Source organism: Magnetococcus sp. PR-3, from assembly GCF_036689865.1.
GTDB lineage: Bacteria > Pseudomonadota > Magnetococcia > Magnetococcales > Magnetococcaceae > Magnetococcus.
In genome coordinates this window covers 49,093-68,964 of sequence record NZ_JBAHUQ010000035.1, presented here as the reverse complement: position 1 = coordinate 68,964, position 19,872 = coordinate 49,093, and the positions used below count along the sequence as shown (strand labels likewise).

Here is a 19,872-nt window from a genome sequence, read left to right as displayed (position 1 = left end):
TAAGCAAAGCATGTCGGCACCGGGTAAGACATATAGGGATAAAGGGAGAGCGCCTCAAAAAGCACACGGCTGGCTGGCAGGCAAGACCACATGTGATAAAAAAACCATGAACAGAAGAAGAACCCCACAACCCCATTCTACTGGGCCCGCTCTCAAACAAATGCACTTAAGAAAGGTAACCTTTTATTGGGTTGTTCATATCACGCACCTTAGGGTAGCTCTGAAGCGTCACACCACCCGCCGTTATTCCAATGGGCTACACATAGCTACTCTTCTTTTATGGAGCAAGAGCTTGGAGAAACCCCTCACCCATCCGACAACAAAACCTCTGCACCAATTAATAAGGATCCCACCGGTTCACACTTACAACACTTAAACATCCCCACCTCATCGAACACAAGGGGGGCATCTTATAGCGTTTTGTTGGCGGCATTGAAGGGGGTGTTGGGTGTATGCATCTGTGAAGACAACGGAGAAGTAGGCCTACCTTGTACCAAAGGTTGCTCGTAGCGCGGTCCGCAGTTGATGAAATTTGGGCACAAACGGGGCAAACAGCCTGCAGAAATGAAAAAAGCGGTTAAGACACATAGGCCTTAACCGCTTTAAAAGCATAGCTTTTTATAATGGCGGAGAGGGAGGGATTCGAACCCTCGGTACCCGGTTAGAGTACACACGCTTTCCAGGCGTGCACCTTCAACCACTCGGTCACCTCTCCATCAACAAAGAGCGCATATTAGACACGAATTAGCGACGAATTTCAAAGAAATTTTTCAACATTGCCTCTCCTGCATCAACAAATGCGCTATCCGACTGCTTTACAGAGGAAATTTTTGTCGCCTTTAAACCATTTTCTTTACCTTGAGCCGCAAGAAACCTGACCTCTTGCAAACGCGCCAAAGCAGTTGCCTGAGTACACGTGGGACATGGCTGCAAAGAGACCACCAGATTACACGTGGTCAAACGGTAGCTCGTTAACCGATGAGATGCCAGACGCATCGCCTGTATCTCAGCATGCGCAGTGGGGTCACAATGAGCAATGGGCGTATTACCCGCGACAGAAACCACCCAACCATTTGGATCATGGATTAAAGCACCAACAGGAACCTCTTGAGCCGCTGCCGTGCTCCCCCCTTGAACAAGGGTTAAAAGGTTATGCGCTTGGTCTGGCGTGATAAACAGGTCACTCTTCATGAGCTACGTTTATGGACAATACCCTTAAAGGTCAGGTCAAACCGGGGATGATCCCAAGCAACCTGGGCACCATCCCGGAAGAAGAGCCACCCTTCATAGAGAAGTGTGCTTTCACGGTCTCTTAGTTCAACCCAAACCGCTGGGTTGATATGACCATCTGGTCCATGAATGGCTCTTTTTTGATAAATTAACAGATCGGGCACATAGGCATGGACCAGAATACCACCATTCCACGGCGTAGCTGTTGGCTCACCAGTAGACACCACAAAAGCATGAATTTTTAATGTTCGCTTATCGAGCACCTGAAAACGAACGGCTGTTCCCTGGCTACCATGGATCATGGCCTTAGAGGGGCGCGCCTGCAACTTGGCCACATGGGGGGCCACAGGCAGCCGATCCTGACGTGCTTGTTCTAGGGACTTATAAACTTCACGAGGCTCTGGGTCTTGCAAGCACCCACTCAGCAACAGCATGACCACCAACCATCCAACAGAACGCCACATACCCATGTATTTAATCCTATTGAGAACTAAAAATTGGTAGCTTGACACCATCTTAAGCACACAGCAAGGGTCAGAGCATATCGATCTGAATACCATCCTCAACCAGGAGCGTTCCGCCACCTTGCCCGACATAATGGTTATAACGCACTTCCTCTAACTGCTGCTGGCTTTGCTGTTGCCATGTACCGACCAAATCCACCTGATCTTGTTCATCACCACGAATCAAAATTTGGTTTAGATCATCGGTCATGCTAAGCAGGTCAACGGCATCCAGAGTGAGTGTATCCGTCCCTTCTGTCTGCAAGGATATCTCCTCAATATTCTCCAGGGCCAGATGATCCAGCGCCGTCAGATCCAACTCCCCTTCCACAAGCAAGGTATCCACACCAGCCCCACCATCAACACGTTTAAAGCCACCATCTATGACATGGATTTGATCATCCCCTGCCCCGGCATGAACAAGATCGGCACCACCAGCAGTTTGCAGGATATCGTCCCCCATGCCACCAAGCAGCACATCATCCTCAGTCGTGCCGGTTAGTGTCTCACCCACTGCGTTGGCTATCTGGGTAGCCTGCCGTGTTGTGAGCACTATTTCCGCATGCCCCACCTCAACATCCAACACCCGGTCATCTGATAAACGCCAGCCTTGCAAAGCATCAAAAGCACCGGTCATTCCCCCACTCACAAGGGGGGTAAAGACGGTACCAACGTCGGGCAGGTAACCTTCCAGTGCATCCAACACCAAGGTGCCACCTAGGGTAAGCGCACCTGTAACGGTCAGCAAATCATAGCTTATGCCTGGCTCTTGCCCCTGCAGCTCCAACAACAGGGTACTCTCTTGACCCAAGAGCAGATCCCCTTCAATGGTCAATGAGCCAGGGGAGTTACCCGCTGAGATCGTGCCATGATTAACCAGGGTCGTACCACTGCTGTTAAAGCTACCTGCACCACTGATGATACCTGTCGCCTCATTGGTAAAGCTCCCCCCAGTTACCGTCACGCTATAGCCTGAACCGATATCAATGGTGCCACTATTGGTAAATTGACCGGATGTTCCCCCAAGGGTGAGGTTCCAATTACCGCCATTCACATAAATGGTACCGCTGTTACTATGCTGAGCATCATTCATACTCAAGGCCAGTGTATGGTTGATATCCATAGTGCCCTGGTTATCAAGTTGGCCATTAATCGTTCGGGCGGTACTGTTGCTTCCCTTACTAATGGTCAGCGTGCCGGAGCTTTGGTTGGTAAAGGTATAACCAGAGGCCACTACAACTGAGGCAGCCCCCCCATAGCTGTTATCCGTCATCTCAAAGCTACCGCTGTTGGTGATGCCTTGGTTAAACGTAGTGGTGATGGCGTCATAGTACTGGCTGCGCACGGTAAAGGCGCCACTATTACTAACCGTGGTATCAAACGTATCATCCCCCCCATAGGAGTAGACATCGCCACTCACACTCAAGCCACTACCGCTAATGGTCGTTGCCCCAGATAGATTAAGCCCAACACCCGCATGGTTGTAACTACTGGCCAGGTTCAAAGCCGCACCACTGGCCAGTGTAAAGCTACCTGAACCACTCATGGTGGTACCACTACCCAACGTGACCGTTGAGTTGGTCAGGGTAAATGTCTTACCGCTGGCAATATCCAAACTCCCGCTGCTGCTATCCAATGTCCCATTTTGCAGATTTAAATTTGCATCCACATCCATAAGCCCGGTATTGGTCACATCACCCGTGGTAAAGGTTAATGTATGGTCGATATCCAGCGTACCTTGGTTAATGACATCCCCTTGGATGGTACGTGCGGTTCCGTTGGTGCCATAACTACTTTTAACAGTACCTCCACTGAGGTTGGTTAAACTCTGGGTCTCTGCAATGGTTAATGTCGCAAAACCACCATAGCTGTTATCGGTAAGTTCGATCACGCCACTGTTGGTACTGCTACTATTTAGGGTGACATTAATGGCATCGTAATACTGACTACGCAGGGTTAAGGTCCCTGTATTGACCAGAGTATTTTGGAAGGTATCATCTCCGCCATAGGCGATTATGTGACCACTGTTGGTCAAGGTACTTCCCGTGAACGCATTGGTGCCCGCCAGATTTAAAGTGGGCCCCCCACTGGCCAGCTCAAAAGCCGAAAGAGAGGACAGTTGAGCAGACCCGGTCAACACCAGACTACCGTCGCCTGAAAGGGTGGTACCACTCCCCACCACCAACGTGCCGTCGGTCTGTGTTAAGGTTTGACCACTGGCAATATCGATCGACCCTGCTGTGGTATCCACACTATAGCCACTGACACTTATGTTCAGGGCTGCATCCAGATCCATCACCCCAGTATTGGTCAGGTTTCCAGCCGAATAGTTCAGGGTATGATCGACATCCAGCGTGCCGCTGTTCGCAAGGTCACCCGTCATATAACGGCTGGTACCGTTACTACCGTAGCTGCTACGCACCGTGCCACTGTTCGCCAGGGTATAACCACTGCCCATGGCAAAAGCGGTCGATCCACCATAGCTATTGTCGGTGAACTCTATAAGCCCACTGTTCACCATATCCGCATTCACCGTAACCGTAACACCATCATAATATTGGCTACGTAACGTCACCGTACCTGTGTTATTGAGGCTTAAATTAACCACATCATCCCCACCATAGAACACCATACTTCCGGTGTTGCTTACCGCACTACCGGAGAGTGTGACCGTACCTGCGAGGTTGAGATTAAGGCTGGCATGAAGGGTTGTGGCTGAGGAAAAGCTCAGGGTACTTGTGCCATTGAGCTGAAGCACCCCTTCCCCACTTAATTGACTACTGCCGCTAAGCAAGAGTGTGGCATTGCTAAGGGTTACGGTCTTACCCGTGGCAATATCCATACTACCGCTGGTCAAATCAAAGGTGTGATCGGAGAAGTTAAATGCGGCATCGACATCCACGGACCCTGTATTGGTCAAATCACCACCAGAGAGGGTCAAGGTATGATCAATATCCAGCACCCCACTGTTGGTTAAAACACCACTAATGGTACGGGCTGTACTGTTGGTTCCGGTTATGCTCTGCAGGGTACCCTGGTTGACCAGTGTTTCACTACCGACCGATAGACTAACCGCCCCACCATAGCTGTTATCGGTAAGGATAATATGTCCTTGGTTGGTCAAACCACCCTGAGCATTGAGCACACTGCTGTTGTAGTACTGACTGGTCAGGGTCATCGTCGCAGCACTCTCAAGCAGCAAAGCCAGAGCTAGACTATTTGTCCCCTTTATACTGACATCCCCACTACTGTTTAAGGTCCCACCACCGCTGATCGAAGCACCGTTAAAGCTCAAAGCGCCGCTGTTATTCCAAGTCAACACCCCTGTTGTACGTGTGCCACCACCATTAAGCGTAGAGGAACCTAAGGTATTGAGTGTTCGATTGCCGGTCAGGGAACCACTGTTCCAACTCAAGTCGCCATTTAGGGTGATCGCCCCTTCTCCGCCTAAGTTTCCACCGGAGAGCGTCAGGGTAGAACCGCTTTCAAAGGTGGTCGCTCCACTCACAGAGAGCGTCCCACCTGTTAAGGTCAGATCTTCTGCTGAAGTCAAATGATCAATGGAGAATGCCCCGGTACTAAAGGTGACCGATCCCCCCTGAGAGGTCAGGGTTACGTGGTCACCTTCATGGGCAGCCACACCACTATTCCAGTTCCCTCCACTGTGCCAATCACCACTCCCCAGGGCATTGGTCCAACTCACATTCCCTGAAATATGCACCGTTTGGGTGTCGGTCGCTCCATATGTATCGGTTACCGTGTAGGTCAGGCTATCATTACCACTGTAGCCGCTGTCAGCCGTATAGGTCAGGGTTTGCGCCCCAGCATCAATGGATGCCGTGCCATGAGAAGGATCGGTGATACTGGTGATGGTAAACAGATCACTATCAGCATCACTATCATTACTGGTTACGGTCAAGGTTTGTGCGGCGCCAGCATTATCAAACACATCAAACAACGTTAAGGGTGCATGGGTGGTGGTGACCAGCAGGTGGTCGCTATTGTGGGTAACAACGGCAGTCCAGCGACTATCATCCAACAGCAGGTCATAGCTATCGAACGTTCCACTCCAGCCATCAAAGGTTAAGAGTGTATAGGTTTGGCCATTGACCGGGGTGTACCCCTCGCCCAGATCGACCGTCAAGGTCCCACCCGCGGTCACGGTGCCGATGACATCCAACTGGTCATGATCTGTCCCAGCAACGGTTCCCCCAAGTTCAAATCGCAGATCGGACCCACTGCCTAGCGCCACATCTCCATCGATGGTCAGAGTACCGTAGCCACCTTGCCCACCGGCTTGCAGGGTGCCATTGTGATTGAGGGTGGCACCACTGCTTTTTAGGGTTCCTGCGCCTTGCAAAATCCCCCCGGCATTATGAAATGCTCCGCCCTGGACAAGCAGTGTTGTGCCACTGGCCAGATCAACGGTGCCACTGTGACTAAAGCTACCTGAGGTGGTTTGTGTCAACGTTAGATCTGCATTGACATCCAACAGACCGCCGCTTACATGCGCTGTGTCTGTACCAGCCAGGGTCAAGGCATGATCGACTTGGAGGGTACCGCTGTTATTAATTTGCCCCTCAATGATGCGACTACCACCACCCACACCACTCTGGCTGATCACCGTGCCACTGTTTTCAAAACTCTGCCCCGTGGCCATGGAAAAACCTGAACTGGCCCCACCTGCCACATCATCGGTCAAACGTAAGGTTCCTAGGTTACTAAACCCAGAACTAAACAAGGGGTCTGCGACTTCACCGGTTCGTCCAACAAACACAAGCAAACCTGCCGTGTCATTGACCAAGGTATTGGTAAAGGTATCATCCCCGCCATCTAGGTTGATGACAGCCTGATTAACCAAATTGGCACCACTAACCGTCACACTACCAGAAAGATCCAGATCCACCGTACCTGTATGGGTATATTGACTGGTGAGAGAGAGTATGGAGCTACCAGCCATCTCCAACGTACCTGCACCACTAAGCTGCGTGCCACTACCCAACGCCAATGTACCTTGCGTAACCGTGAGCGTCGTACTGGCAGCAAGATCCAGCTCACCAGAACTACTGGTGACCGTGTGTCCAGCACCACCTACTTGCAGATCATAATCCACATCTAACACACCACTGTTGATCAGATCACCCTCTAAAATATTGGGGGTGGTGCCTGATCCAGCCGATTGCAGTGTCCCGGTGTTGGTCACTCCGCCACTTCCATCCAGATTGGCCACCACACCACCATCCGCTTGCAGCACCCAGTGACCACTATTTGTAACGGCTACACCGAGGTTGGCGCTTCCTGTCACAGAGGTAGAGCCCCTATTAGTCAACACCCCTGAACCATTGATCTCTGTTGCGTTGAGCGTGCCTGTGCCCTCAAGGGTCAATGTTCCTTCAATGCTGGCACCAACACTGTTGGTAAGGTCGGCAACACCAGCCACGACCACACCACCGGTTCCAGAGATGGTTCCACCCTTTAAGTTGAACAGACCATCAACAGTCAGGGTGCCTGCGCCATCTAGACTTCCACTACTAAGGGTAAGCTGGGCATCACTGCTAATAAGGGAAGGGTCTGCAACCTTAAGCACTCCACCATCAACGGTTAAGTGCCCCCCACTATGCACCACTAAATGGTTCAGATCGGCTGTGCCGGTTGCCAATGTTGATTGTCCGGCATCAATGGTAACCCCAGCACCAGCAGCGGGAATTGTGGTGTTGACCCAGTTATCGGCAACACTCCATTGTTGATCCACACTACCTAGCCAGTGGCTATCACTAAAATCGCGTTGAATGGTGGCATCAATCTTCAGGGTTGATCCATTTTTGCTATAAAGCACATAATTAACCGCCCCCTCCTGACTAACCCCAGTAGAGATCCAATCATCCCCTGCCACAACCCGGTGCCCTGAGCCACCCCCAACATCAACAGTCAGGGTCGACCCCCCATCTGGTAGCTGTGCAACGGCACTCTCATCCAAGGTTAAAGTGGTGCCAGAACTACCATTGAGCAAGAGCGTCTCAAAGCCCGTAACCACACCACCAGCCAGTGTGGTTAAATCCGCACTACTGCTATCAATACGTAAGGTATCACGGCCCAACCCACCATCCACATGGGTCGTATCTGCACTGTCAAAGACAATCAGATCATCCCCCAACCCACCACGCAGTATATTCTGACCACTGCCACCATCCAGCTGATCATTACCTGACCCACCCAACAGAGGATCATCCCCTGAATTTAGGGTTAGACTATCATCCCCCACCGTACCCAACTGACTCACCACCACCCCATCTTGTACCAACAGCGTCGCAGCGCCACTGCTGTAACGGGTATAGGTCAAGCTGTCCACCACCTCTTGACCCTCATTACTCCAGCTCCCCATGGCATTAACCAGATCCCCAAGAGCACCCGTCACCATCACTTGGTCGGTTGGTGAGAGGTCAATGACATCCTGGGCATCCAAAATCAGGGTATTATCACCGGTTCCCGTCAGATCAATGGTGGTGACCCCCACCAGATCACTGCTGTCCAACGCCCCCATATCCAGAGAGACATTCTGCCCGGTTAACTTGACATCCCCTGCAACCGTTAAGGTACCGCTGGCACTAAAGGGCGTGGTGCCAGCCAGCAACAGATCTCCCCCCACATAGATGTTGGAGGTAAAGGTGATGCCACTCTGGTTATCCAGCTGTAAATCATCAAAGCGTGAGTAACTGCTGTGGCCATCCTGGAAGTAGACACTCTGAGCGACATCTCCATCCAGAACAACCTTGGTACCGGTGGAGACAAAGGCACGGTTACTACTGGAGTAGCTGCCATCCGACTGGGTAAAGTTACCCCGCACATAGAGCGTACCCGCACTAAACTGGCCTGTGGAGTTCGCGGCATCCTGATTGTACCCTGTTGAGAACAGAGCACTCCCCTCCACCACCACCACATCCTCCGTGGACTGCATGACCAGTGGTGCAGACCCCCCACTACCATAGCTTGCAAGGGTTCCTGCAACCGTTAAGGTATGGCCACCAATGGTTAAGCCATCCCCCTCCAAGATCGTTAGATGACCACCGTTGGGTAGGGTGGCATCCCGATCCATGGTAAAGGTACCATCAATATAGTTGTTGCTGATCTGGTAGCTGTCATTGGTCACAGGCAGGGCTGCAGTGTAGTAGACACCAAGACCACTGTTTTGGGTAAGCAGGCCACTTCCGCTCATGGTGAGCTGCCCGGTAACATAGAGGTTGGATGTCAGGTTAACACCTACACTGTTGGATACCGTCACATCCTTGAAGTACGAATGCCCAGGGTCGGCAAAGTAAATACTCTGAACAGAGTCTCCATCCAGATAGACCGTCCCACCCGTTTGCACAAAGGCTTTGTTACTGCTGGAGTAACTACCATCTGACTGGGTGAAGTTCCCCCTGAAGTGCAGCTCACCCTGACTAAAGTTACCACTGCTGTTGGCACTATCCTGGTTATAACCAGTACTAAACGTGGCAGCCCCTTCTACAATCACCACATCATCAGCATGCCCAACGATCAGACCACTACCTGCGGTCCCATTTAAGGTAACCACCAACGCCCCATCAATGGTCAGGGCGTGACCATCCATGGTTAAGGTGCGTCCTTCATCAATGTAGAGATTGCCCGCATTGGGCAGTGTGGCATCCACCCCCATGGTAATATGGCCAGCCACACGGGTATTAGTAACGTGATAACCACTGGAGGTAATGGGGAGATGGTTGGTCACATACAGGTGATAACCGGAACCTTGGGTTAACTGGCCACCACCACTCATGGTCAGTTGATCCAGCACATACATAGTACTGGTTAAGGTTACGCCCGCACTATTGCTTACGATCAGATCATCAAAGTAAGAGCTACCTGGGTCTTGAAAATAGACCGTTTGTGCGCTGGTTCCATCCAGATACACCGTTGTTCCAGTCGATACAAACCCACGATTACTGCTGGAGTAACTGCCATCGTATTGAGAGAAATTGCCCCGCAGATAGATCGTCCCTGCCGTCAGGTTACCGCTGGAAGATGCCGCATCCTGGTTATAGCCTGTTATGGCCGTTAAACCGCCATTAATCGTCAGAGTATCATCACTATGGGTCATAACCAGGCCAGACCCTACAATGGCATTAAGCGTCACCACCAAAGAGCCGTCGACCAACAACTCCTGACCATTTAAGGTCAAGGTTCGTCCTTCATCCACATAAAGATGGCCACCATTGGGTATGCTGGCATCCCGATCCATGGTCACCACACCCGCCACACGGGTATTGACCAACTGATACCCACTATTGGTGATGGGAAGATGATTGGTAACATAGAGGTGTAGCCCACTGTTTTGGCTTAACACCCCACTACCACTCATGGTGAGCTGCCCAGTCACATACAGGGAACTGGTGAGCGTAACCCCAGCGGCATTACTGACCACCAAATCTTTAAAATAGGAGCTACCGGGATCTTGAAAATAGACCGTTTGGGCACTGCTACCATCCAACACAACCGCCGTACCGGTGGAGACAAAAGATTTATTGGAGCTGGAGTAACTGCCATCAAACTGGCTGAAATCACCCCGGACATGCAGGGTACCTGCACTGAAGTTACCACTACTATTGGCACTATCCTGGTTATAACCGGTGGTAAAGGTCACATTACCACCAATCACCATGACATCCTCTGCGTTAACCAAACGCAGACCAGTACCGATGGTACTTAACACCACATAGACATCACTACCGGTGGTGACGTGTTGCCCCCCCAACGTAAAGGTATACCCCTGGTTAACACTGAGCCCAGCATCCAGGCTGATATCCTGGGTGGCTGTCACCGTACCACTGACCGACAGTGCGTTAATATTCCCCCCAACCAAGGCATTACTACCGGTCATACTCAGGGTGCCGCCACTCAAGGCCCCTTCAATAATGACATCACCCGTAGCCGTAACGGTGTAACCGGTGGCCGTAAGGGTGGCTTGGCTACCCACCAATAAACTACGGAGCGTCACATTGCTATTCAAAATGGGCTGATCACTGGCTGCAGAAGAGATATAGACGGAACTGCTGCTGGTGGGTAGAGCACCACTGGACCAGTTGCCACTGCTGTTCCAGCCCGTTGAAATGGCGCCACTCCATTGGTTGTCATAGAGCATAACCCGTACGGTTGCAGTATCAGATGCCCCAGCACCATCCCCTACGGTATAGGTAAAGCTGTCCAACCCTGTACTGCTGCCATCTGGGGTAAAGGTAAAGATACCGTTACCCTGATGGCTGACAGTCCCCAGGCTACCTTGGGTAAAACTCTCCATCACCGCAGCATTGTCTTGATCAATATCGTTACCCCAGCTATCAATCGCCACCGCGATTGCACTACTGGTGGCAGCCCAATCATCCACGGCACTCACCGCATCACTGACCGATTGAACGGTTAGGGTTATGGTGCCTGAACTGGCCGCATAGCTTTGGCCATCTGAGAGATTAAAGGTAAAGCTCTCGGTACCATACCAATTGCTGTTGGGGGTAAAGGTCAATGCATCCAAATTACTGGCCGTAATGGTATCCCCCGCCAGGACAGCAGAACCCCCCAGTGCCAACGTACCATTACCGGGCAGGGTCAAGATCTGCATACTCTGGGCGCTGTCACCATCGACATCACTAAGCAAAGCGGTAATCTGTGACTGAGAAAAGGGAATAACCTGATCTTCATCTCCACTTATGGTCAGATCACTTAAGGTCGGCAGATCATTACTAGCCGAGAGTGTTAAGGTCGCTGTTGCACTACCTGAAGCGGCCAATGCAGCATCGGCCCCCGTCCAAGTAAAGCTGGTGGAGCCACTCCAATTCTCTTCCGGACGGAAGATCAAGTTGGCCAGCTCTGACGCGGTCATACTTTGACCGACCGTTACCGCACTTTCACTTAACAGTAAGGTGCCAGAGTCGGTCAGAGAGCTAATGGTTATATGCTCGGGCAGGTCACCATCAACATCATTAAAGCCAGAAGCAAACACCCCCTGGTTCAAAGCCAGATCAATATCCTCCTGACCCTGCACCGTAAAGTCCACCACCGAAGGGGCATCATTAATATTGCTGATGTTTATAGAGAGCGTTGCAGCTTGACCAAAAAGGGTACCATCACGGGCAGACCATGACAGATGATCTTGTCCACTAAAATCAGTCTGAGGGGTATAGCTTAGGCCACTCAACAGATTGACCGCAATTTCCTGCCCTGCAACAACGCTTGTTTCACCCAAATTTAAGGTGCCATGGCTGGGCAGGTTCTCTAAACGTATATGGGTAAACGCATCCCCCTCTGCATCACTGTACAAGACAGAGAAAACGGCTTCTGCAAAGCTATAAGCGAGCTCCTCTGTACCCGTTACACTGCCAGGGCTGACCACCGGGGCATCATTGAGTGCTGTGACAGCAAAGTTAAAGGTAGAGGCCGCTAAAGAACCGCCCGCCCCATCCTGTATGGTGAACTGAAAAGTGTCACTGCTTACCTCTGCTCCGTTATGGCTATAACTGAGCAGCCCTGCTTCCACATCCTCCTGGGTAAAGTTGTCCCCCACCACCAACGTTTGGCCGGTCACTACCAGTGTTCCATAGACCGGCAGCGCCGTGAGTGTATAGGTCAGTTCTGCCACAGTTTGCTGGCTATCGGTGGCCTCAAGTACAGCTGCAGTTAACAGGTTGCCCAGGCTGCCTTCTAACACGGTTAAACCACTGTTCGTCGACAAGATCGGAGGATAGTTGGTGACATCAATGGAGATGTCAAAGCTGCCACTACGACTACCGCCATCATCATCGGTAAGCTGAAACGTAAACTGATCACTCTCCACACTACCGCCATCGTGGGTATACCCCAATGAGCCCGCTAAAATGTCCGCCACAGTAAAGTCAGAACCAACCACCAGATCACTACCACTGAGGGAGAGTGTGCCCTGGGCAGGTAACGCTGAGAGTGTAAAGGTTAGGCTAGCGGCACTCTGTTCAACATCACTGGCGTTGAGCATGGTACCGGTAATGGCGGTTAAACTGGCCCCCTGGCTGACCGTCAGGCCACTATTGACACTGAGTTGAGGCGCATCATTCACCGCGGTCACCACCAAGGCAACGCTTTGCCCGGTTAACGCACCATCATCCCCGTCGGAAAGTGTAAAGCTGAAACTATCTGCGGTTGTCTCAGAGCCGTTATGGTGATAACTCACCTCACCAGCGGCCAACTCAGCCTGGGTAAACGCACCATTGATGCTTAAACTGCTGCCATTGAGCCGTATCTCACCATACAAGGGTAAGGCCGTAACAATATAGCTGAGCTCGGTTGCCGTCTGCTCAACATCACTGGCCGACAAAACAGCGGTAGAGAGGGTAACTTGGCCCTCTTCATCCACACCCACAGAGGTATTAATATCCAGCGTTGGCGGGTCATTAACGGTCGTAATGGAAATGGCGACCTGCCCTGTCACGACCGCTTCACCCAAATGCTCCAGAGAAAAACCTATGCTATCCGATTCGCTGGCAGAACCATCGTGACTATAGGTCAACAGGCCACTGTTAATATCCGCCTGGGTAAAGTGCTCCTCCAGAGCTAACACCGTCCCATCAAGCTTTAACGTGCCAGACACAGGCAGAGTGGTCAGGGTATAGATGACCTGAAGAGCATCATTATCTGCATCCGTAGCCGATAACAGGTTGGACCCGATGACCCGATCCTGCCGCCCTTCGGTCACGGTAAAGCCGCTGTTTATCTCAATAACAGGGGGATCATCAACAGGACTAACGGTGATACTAAAGGTAGCTGAGCCACTATATCCACTGGAGTCATTGGTGCCATCATAGACCTTAAAGCCCATGGCATCACTGCTGAGCTCACCACCATGATGGCTATAAGTGACCAACCCAGCATCTAATTGTTCCTGGGTAAAACTGTCACCAGCAGAAAGACTTACACCATTTAGTGCAAATGTACCGTACTCTGCGGCGCTCTCAATAATATAAGCCAGAGTTGCATGATCCTGCTCTCCATCTATGGCTAACAGCTGGGCATTACTCAAGGTAACATTGGTGGCCCCTTCTGAGACCAACAACCCATTGTTTTGTTGAATCACAGGTGGATCATTCAAGGGGAGAATGGTGATCGTAAAGTGCACATCCAACGTACCCCCAACCCCATCACCCAAGGTGATGTCAAAACCATCGGTCGTGGAGTTTTGGTCATCATGGGTGTAGGTAAAGCTGCCGCCCGCCAAATCTGCTGCTGATAAAACATCCCCCTCATCCAGCGTCACCTGACCAAGGGTTAAGTCGCCATGAACAGGCAAGCTCTTAAGGGTATAGGTAAGATCTGTATCTAACTGCTCTTCATCTTTTGCCTGTAACAGCGCATGGGTTATCGCCCCGCTATGGCCTTCTTCAACCGTCAAACTCTTATGTGTGAACAAGTAAGGATTATCATTAAATGTTTGTATGTTCAGATACCATGTTGCCTCATCGGTCTCACCAGCAGCATCCGCAACCGAGAAGTCGAGATGATCTTGCGTAATTTCACCCCCCCCATGTTCATACACCACACGGCCACTTTGCAGGGCACCAAGGGTAAAACTGGCGCCTTCTAGCAATTCTGAACCATCCAACGTTAACACCCCTTGTGAGGGTACGCTGGTCAGCGTAATGGAGAGGTTCGCATCGACACTCTCTTCATCACTGGCATTGAGGTGATCAACCGTTAAGGTCAAGACCTGCTCTTCCTGCAGATCTGTATGCGTGGGCACACTTAAGATAGGGGCATCATTTTGGGCAATGATGGAGAGGTCAAAACGGTCGGTATCTAGGTTTCCCCCCACACCATCACTGACGGTAAAGGTAAAGAAGTCTTGGGCACTCTCTTCGCCATGATGCTGGTAAACAACACGTCCACCATTAAGATCCAGCTGGGTAAAGGTACCGTTAACATCTAGCGATGTACCATCCAGACTCAATGAACCTTGACTGGGGATTGCGGACAGGGTGTAGGTCAGGGTTAGGGCATCCTGCTCTTCATCACTGGCCAAAAGATGGGTACTGGATAACGTTAATGCGCCAGCTTCAGCCACGGAACCACCGCTATTGGTGACCATTTGAGGTGCATCATTCAGTGTATTGACGGAAAATAGAAAAAGGTGACTTCCGCTGCTTTGGCTGGAACTATCCAACACCTCAAACTGAAAGCTGTCACGACTGTTCTGACTACCTTGGTGCTGATAGCTGACATCTTCATCCCACAACTGAGCCTGGGTAAACTGCTCCCCCACAGCCATCGCCGTACCGTTTAGCAATAACGTACCTGCTGTAGGCAAGGAAAGAACCTGATAGATCAGTGTCGTAACATCTGCTTGGTCTGCGTCACTTGCCATAAGCACGGTATTGGCTAAAACCGCTACCGAGCCTTCATCCACGCCCAAACTGTCATTGAGGGTCAAATAGGGCTTACTATCCGGGGCGGTTGCCGTGACAGAGAGTGTAAACGATACATCAAGATTCGCATCACCATCACTCAAAGTGAGCATAAGGGTATCGGAAGATGCCAAGCTTGCATCATGTTGGTATTGAATAAGTCCAGCATCAACATCTGCTTGGGTAAAGCTCTCCTCTTGTAGCAATGTTACGCCATTGCGTAACAGGTCACCCGCCAAAGGTTGTGCACCAAGCTTGTAGGTCAAGGCCGAGCTGAGTTGCTCTGCATCACTGGCACTTAGCTGCGTATTTAGGAGTGAAACCACAGAACCTGTAATGACAGATAGGTCTGTTGAAATGAGCAGTTGAGGAGCATCATTAACCGCGACGATCTCCAGATCAAACGTATGGCTTACGGTTCCACCTTCCGCATCGACCAGCTCTACTGAAAGGCTATCACCACTCTCCTCGCCCCCTCCATGAACATATTGGATGTCACCGGCCACCAACTGTGCATGGGTAAAGGTTCCATTAAGCGCGATATCCCCTGTCAGGTCCTGGATAACCCCATAGCTTGGAGGCGTTTTAAGGGTATAGATCAGTTCATGAAAGAGACTGCTGTCACTCTCTTCATCAACCACTAGCCAGTGTTGATCCGTAATGGTCAACGCCTGTGCTTCTGCCACCTGTAAGCTGGTGCCTACGCTTAAGGAGGGATCATCATTGACCGTGCTAATCGTTACGTTAAAGGAACCAACGACCACCCCTCCAGCACTATCCTCTAAGGTATAATTAAAACTATCGCTCTCGATATGGCCACCAGCATGGGTATAGAGCAAAGTATGACTATCCAGATCAGCCTGGGTGAAGGTTCCACCCACCTCAAGTGCGCTGCTGTTCAGTATCAGCCCACCAGCACTGGGCAGAGAGGTCAGGGTATAAACAAGTTCTGAGCTGGACTGCTCTTCATCAATAGCGGACAGATAGTTTGGGGTAATGGGTCGCGTTCCGCCCTCTTGTAGGGTGAGCGCTTTGTTGATGGCCAATGAGGGATCATCATTACTGGTCGTAATTTTGAAAACCACAGCAGAAGGTGAGCTGGTCAGACCGTTACTGGTATCCGTGACATAAAAATCAAAATGATCAATCTCTCCATGGCTGCTGTCATGTTGATAGGAGAGTAAGCCGGCATCAAGATCATCATGGGTAAAAGTACTGTTGGTCCCCAGAACCAACAGTGTGCCGTCCAGGTAAAGCTGGCCGGAACTTGGCAGCTCTGTAATGGTAAACAGCAGCTCACTGGACTGACCGGAAGCTTGTAGATCGGCAGAACTACCCTGGCTTGCACCCTGTATGGTGATACTGCCAGACTCGGCAACGGCAACGGGTTGATTAGCTGTTAAAATAGGCTGGTCTGTACTAAGGATACTAATGTCTAAATTAAACGATGCAGAGTGATAACCCGCCCCATCAGATAGGGTTAAAGTGATGGTATCACTAATATCTGTCGCACTTAGATCATGGGCATAGTGTATACGGCCATGGTTAATATCCTGTTGGGAGAAAGTGATACTTTGTACGGTCTCCCCTCTCTCACCCAAAATATTTCCATCAAGCAGTAAATCACCATATTCCGGCTTGCTTTCAATGGTATAAATCAGCTCATCAGCACTCTGTTCTTCATCCGCATAAGAGAGCTGATCCGAGGTAAGGGTTACCAGCGCCCCTTGTGTCACCGCCCAATTTTGCAGATTTTCCACCACGGGGTCATCGTTAACACTTTTGACGTCCAGTGTTAAGTTAGCCCCCCCTATGGTCTCGCTTCCATCCAGAGCAGTCACATACAGATCAAAACTACCCGTATGCGCCTTATCGACGGGCACACCGCTAAACGCACCTGTCTGAGTATTAAAACTCAGCCAGGAGGGCAAGGCAGAACCCTTAGCCAAGGAGGCTTCATAGGTCAGAGCCTTATTTTGCCCATGGGTAAATATTCCCGCAGCATCAAACTCAAACAACTGACCTTCATCAACCTGCAGGGTCGGAAGGTTCTCATCAACACTTAAACCATGGACACTTGATAAGGACTTGAGATGGTGTTTCTGCGCCTCGGTGGCACTAACGACTGTGCGGTTGTTATCCCACATCAGCGTGTAAAACTCACCGCCATCCGCAAAGAGCTCATCCTGACTCAGGTCAAAGCTCTTACCTTGCATAATGGTACGCATGGTTTCATCAATGGTAATACCGTTATCCGGGTTTTTATCGCTATCTAAAGTCTGCAAAAAACGCAGGATATTGGTTACTTCACCATCGGTATAATTACTGGCATCCGCCACCAAATCAGTCGGGGTAAGATCACTGTCTGCCGCACCGGAACCCAGTGTAACCCCACCTAAAGTAAAGGTGATGGTGTCTGAACCAGATAGGTAGGTGAAAGTACCTTCAGTATCTGTTGTACCCGTTTGACCACTACTGGTCGAAAAATTCACCCCTTCCACAGCGGAATCCACAAAGTTACCACTTAAAACCATACGCAAGGTTTCTGTATGGGTAAGGGTGTTTTGAGATCCATCCATGGCCGTAATCGATAGAACCACACTTTCCGTCTGGTTTGCATCGATGGTACCTGAAATGGTCAGGGCGGTATCACTCTCCCGCGTGGCTGTCAGCCAGGTTGGCAGATCTTCTGTTGAAAACTGTAAAAAGGGAGAGCTGTTGTCAGCAAACTGGAATGTATAGCTAAAGGCACTGCCAGGAGTCCCTGTCAAATACTCCACATCATTGAGTAGGATTGGGCCCTGTATATCATTGGTGACCGTATCGTATGGGTCACCCTCCCACTCCCCTTCTTCCTCCCCACTACCAGCTGGTCCATTACTATTCGGGTTATCACTAAAAAGAGGATCATTACCCTCGGAGCCACTCTCTTCAGGTCCTTGGAACGAGTTGTCCGTACCCCCAGTATTGAGAATTTCTTGAATATCTTCAAAAACTGATGCACCTGAGCCAAGCCCACCCGACCCATCCCCGCTTCCTTCAGGCCCACCCTCTACACTGCCCTCAGGCCCATCGTCAAACCCTTCTGGCCTACCTTCAAGTCCTTCAGGGCCACCCTCTGTTCCTTCAGGTCCCCCCTCTTCATTCCCCTCTAACCCATCTTCAGGTCCTTCTGGTCTACCCTCTTCATTCCCCTCCAGCCCATCTTCATGCCCTTCTGGTCCACCCTCTCCTTCTCCTTCAGGACCATTATCCTCAAGGCCCTCAGGGCCACCTTCAGGTCCCTCTTCAAACCCTTCAAGACCAGCTTCCCTCAGTAAGGCCATCTCTTCCGGTGTCAGGGGTTCCTCCCCTTCAACAGGGCCCTCTTCACCTCGATGAAGTGGTTTTTCCTGGTCCAGGTCAGGCGCTTCCGGTTCACCTTCCTGCTGTGCCTGTTCATCGGTCTCCGAGCGTTCATCCAGATTGCCCTGGTCACGCTCAGTCTGATCTGGTTTGGGCAACGGAGCAGAAGGTAGTGCTTGTTGTAACTGTTGAACAATAGCAGCAGTCGCTCGAAAGACAGGTTTGGGCGGGCCCCCTGTAAAAGCAACGGTTGTCGCTTCTGTGGGTTGCAGAAGGGTTACCGAACCCTGCCCATAAACATCTGAAATAGTTAAAATACCAGACGTATGCACAACCGTCGTAGTACCTTCTGCTGTGACTTCACCCCGCAATTCACTACCATGCACCCCAATCATGGCACTGGGGGTTTTAATTAACGTGTGCTGCTGTCCGTGCAATTGGCCAAGGCCACCACTGGCATAGCGGAACATGCCTTGATAAACCGTTGCACCAAATTGCCCCTGTTTTAGGCTGGGGTCATAAATGTAGGTATCAAGATGAAAACGAGCCTGGGCACCCAGCTGGAACAACGTCTCATCCACAAAACGAATTTTAATGGCAGAGTCATGGGCGCTCTCCAGCAAATCACCAATATAAATGGGATCGCCTTCTTGCAGGATATTGAGGGAACCATTAGACCCACGTACCACCACACGGCCAGAGAGCTCATCCACCGTTCCAATAATGGAGCTTGGGATCGTCTTGGCATAAAATCCACCATCCTGCTGGGCAACAAAAGAGCCTTGCCCCTCAGGTGCCATCAAGCGGGCCATCACCATTTCAGGGGTTAACGTTACCCCACTGGCCAACGCCAGCGGGGGTGGTGTATCCCTATCAAAATAGCCTGATACTCGGTGCTGTGTACCATCTGTTTTTTGAATAACCAAATCTGCACCATCACGCTCAAACCGACCTTCGGTCAGAAAGTGAGCATCAGGCAGCAACACAGCATCATGCGCACGATTGAACATCGTGGCCAGATCCAGAGCCAGTGAGGGTAATGTGATCCATGCTTTCATATCAGGACACTATCCGACCCTGTTTACCAGAGCCTGACCATAAACGATCAACCATTTTATACCGACCAAACATGCACGGGTTGGCATGCTATAGGACATCGATTGTATCGGGTGCGGAAAACAGAGCACCTAAACAGTAAGAGACCGTTTAAACGCATAGGTTTCCCACAGAAAGCCAGGAACTCTAACCCAACACACCGTCTCACATTATCCTACAGATTTAAAATCACGGAAAGGGTGACAAACGTCACAAAAGCTATCGAAGATAGAAAGGCAGAATAACAGCATCCATCGCACACT

The 19,872-nt window shown here is 50.8% G+C and carries 3 protein-coding genes and 1 tRNA gene; all 4 read right to left on the bottom strand.

Annotation, left to right across the window (positions count from 1 at the left end):
* Positions 1-624: 624 nt before the first annotated feature.
* Positions 625-715 (bottom strand) — tRNA-Ser (locus V5T57_RS17195).
* Positions 716-744: 29 nt separating this feature from the next.
* On the bottom strand, positions 745-1,191 hold the full coding sequence (locus tag V5T57_RS17190) for a nucleoside deaminase (RefSeq protein WP_332892485.1): 447 nt from the start codon (positions 1,189-1,191) through the stop codon (positions 745-747).
* Positions 1,188-1,700 carry a hypothetical protein gene (locus V5T57_RS17185; protein WP_332892484.1) on the bottom strand — a complete coding sequence of 171 codons (513 nt, stop codon included), beginning with the start codon at positions 1,698-1,700 and terminating at the stop codon, positions 1,188-1,190. Before V5T57_RS17185 ends, V5T57_RS17190 begins: the two co-directional genes overlap by 4 nt.
* Positions 1,701-1,764: 64 nt before the next feature.
* Positions 1,765-19,572, bottom strand: coding sequence for a cadherin-like domain-containing protein (locus V5T57_RS17180; protein ID WP_332892483.1), 17,808 nt, complete (start codon positions 19,570-19,572; stop codon positions 1,765-1,767).
* Positions 19,573-19,872: the final 300 nt, after the last annotated feature.

Excerpts from the sequence above, each read along its gene's own strand:
- V5T57_RS17190 (WP_332892485.1), bottom strand. The coding sequence starts at position 1,191 with ATGAAGAGTGACCTGTTTATCACGCCAGACCAAGCGCATAACCTTTTA.
- V5T57_RS17185 (WP_332892484.1), bottom strand. The coding sequence starts at position 1,700 with ATGGGTATGTGGCGTTCTGTTGGATGGTTGGTGGTCATGCTGTTGCTG.
- V5T57_RS17180 (WP_332892483.1), bottom strand. The coding sequence starts at position 19,572 with ATGAAAGCATGGATCACATTACCCTCACTGGCTCTGGATCTGGCCACG.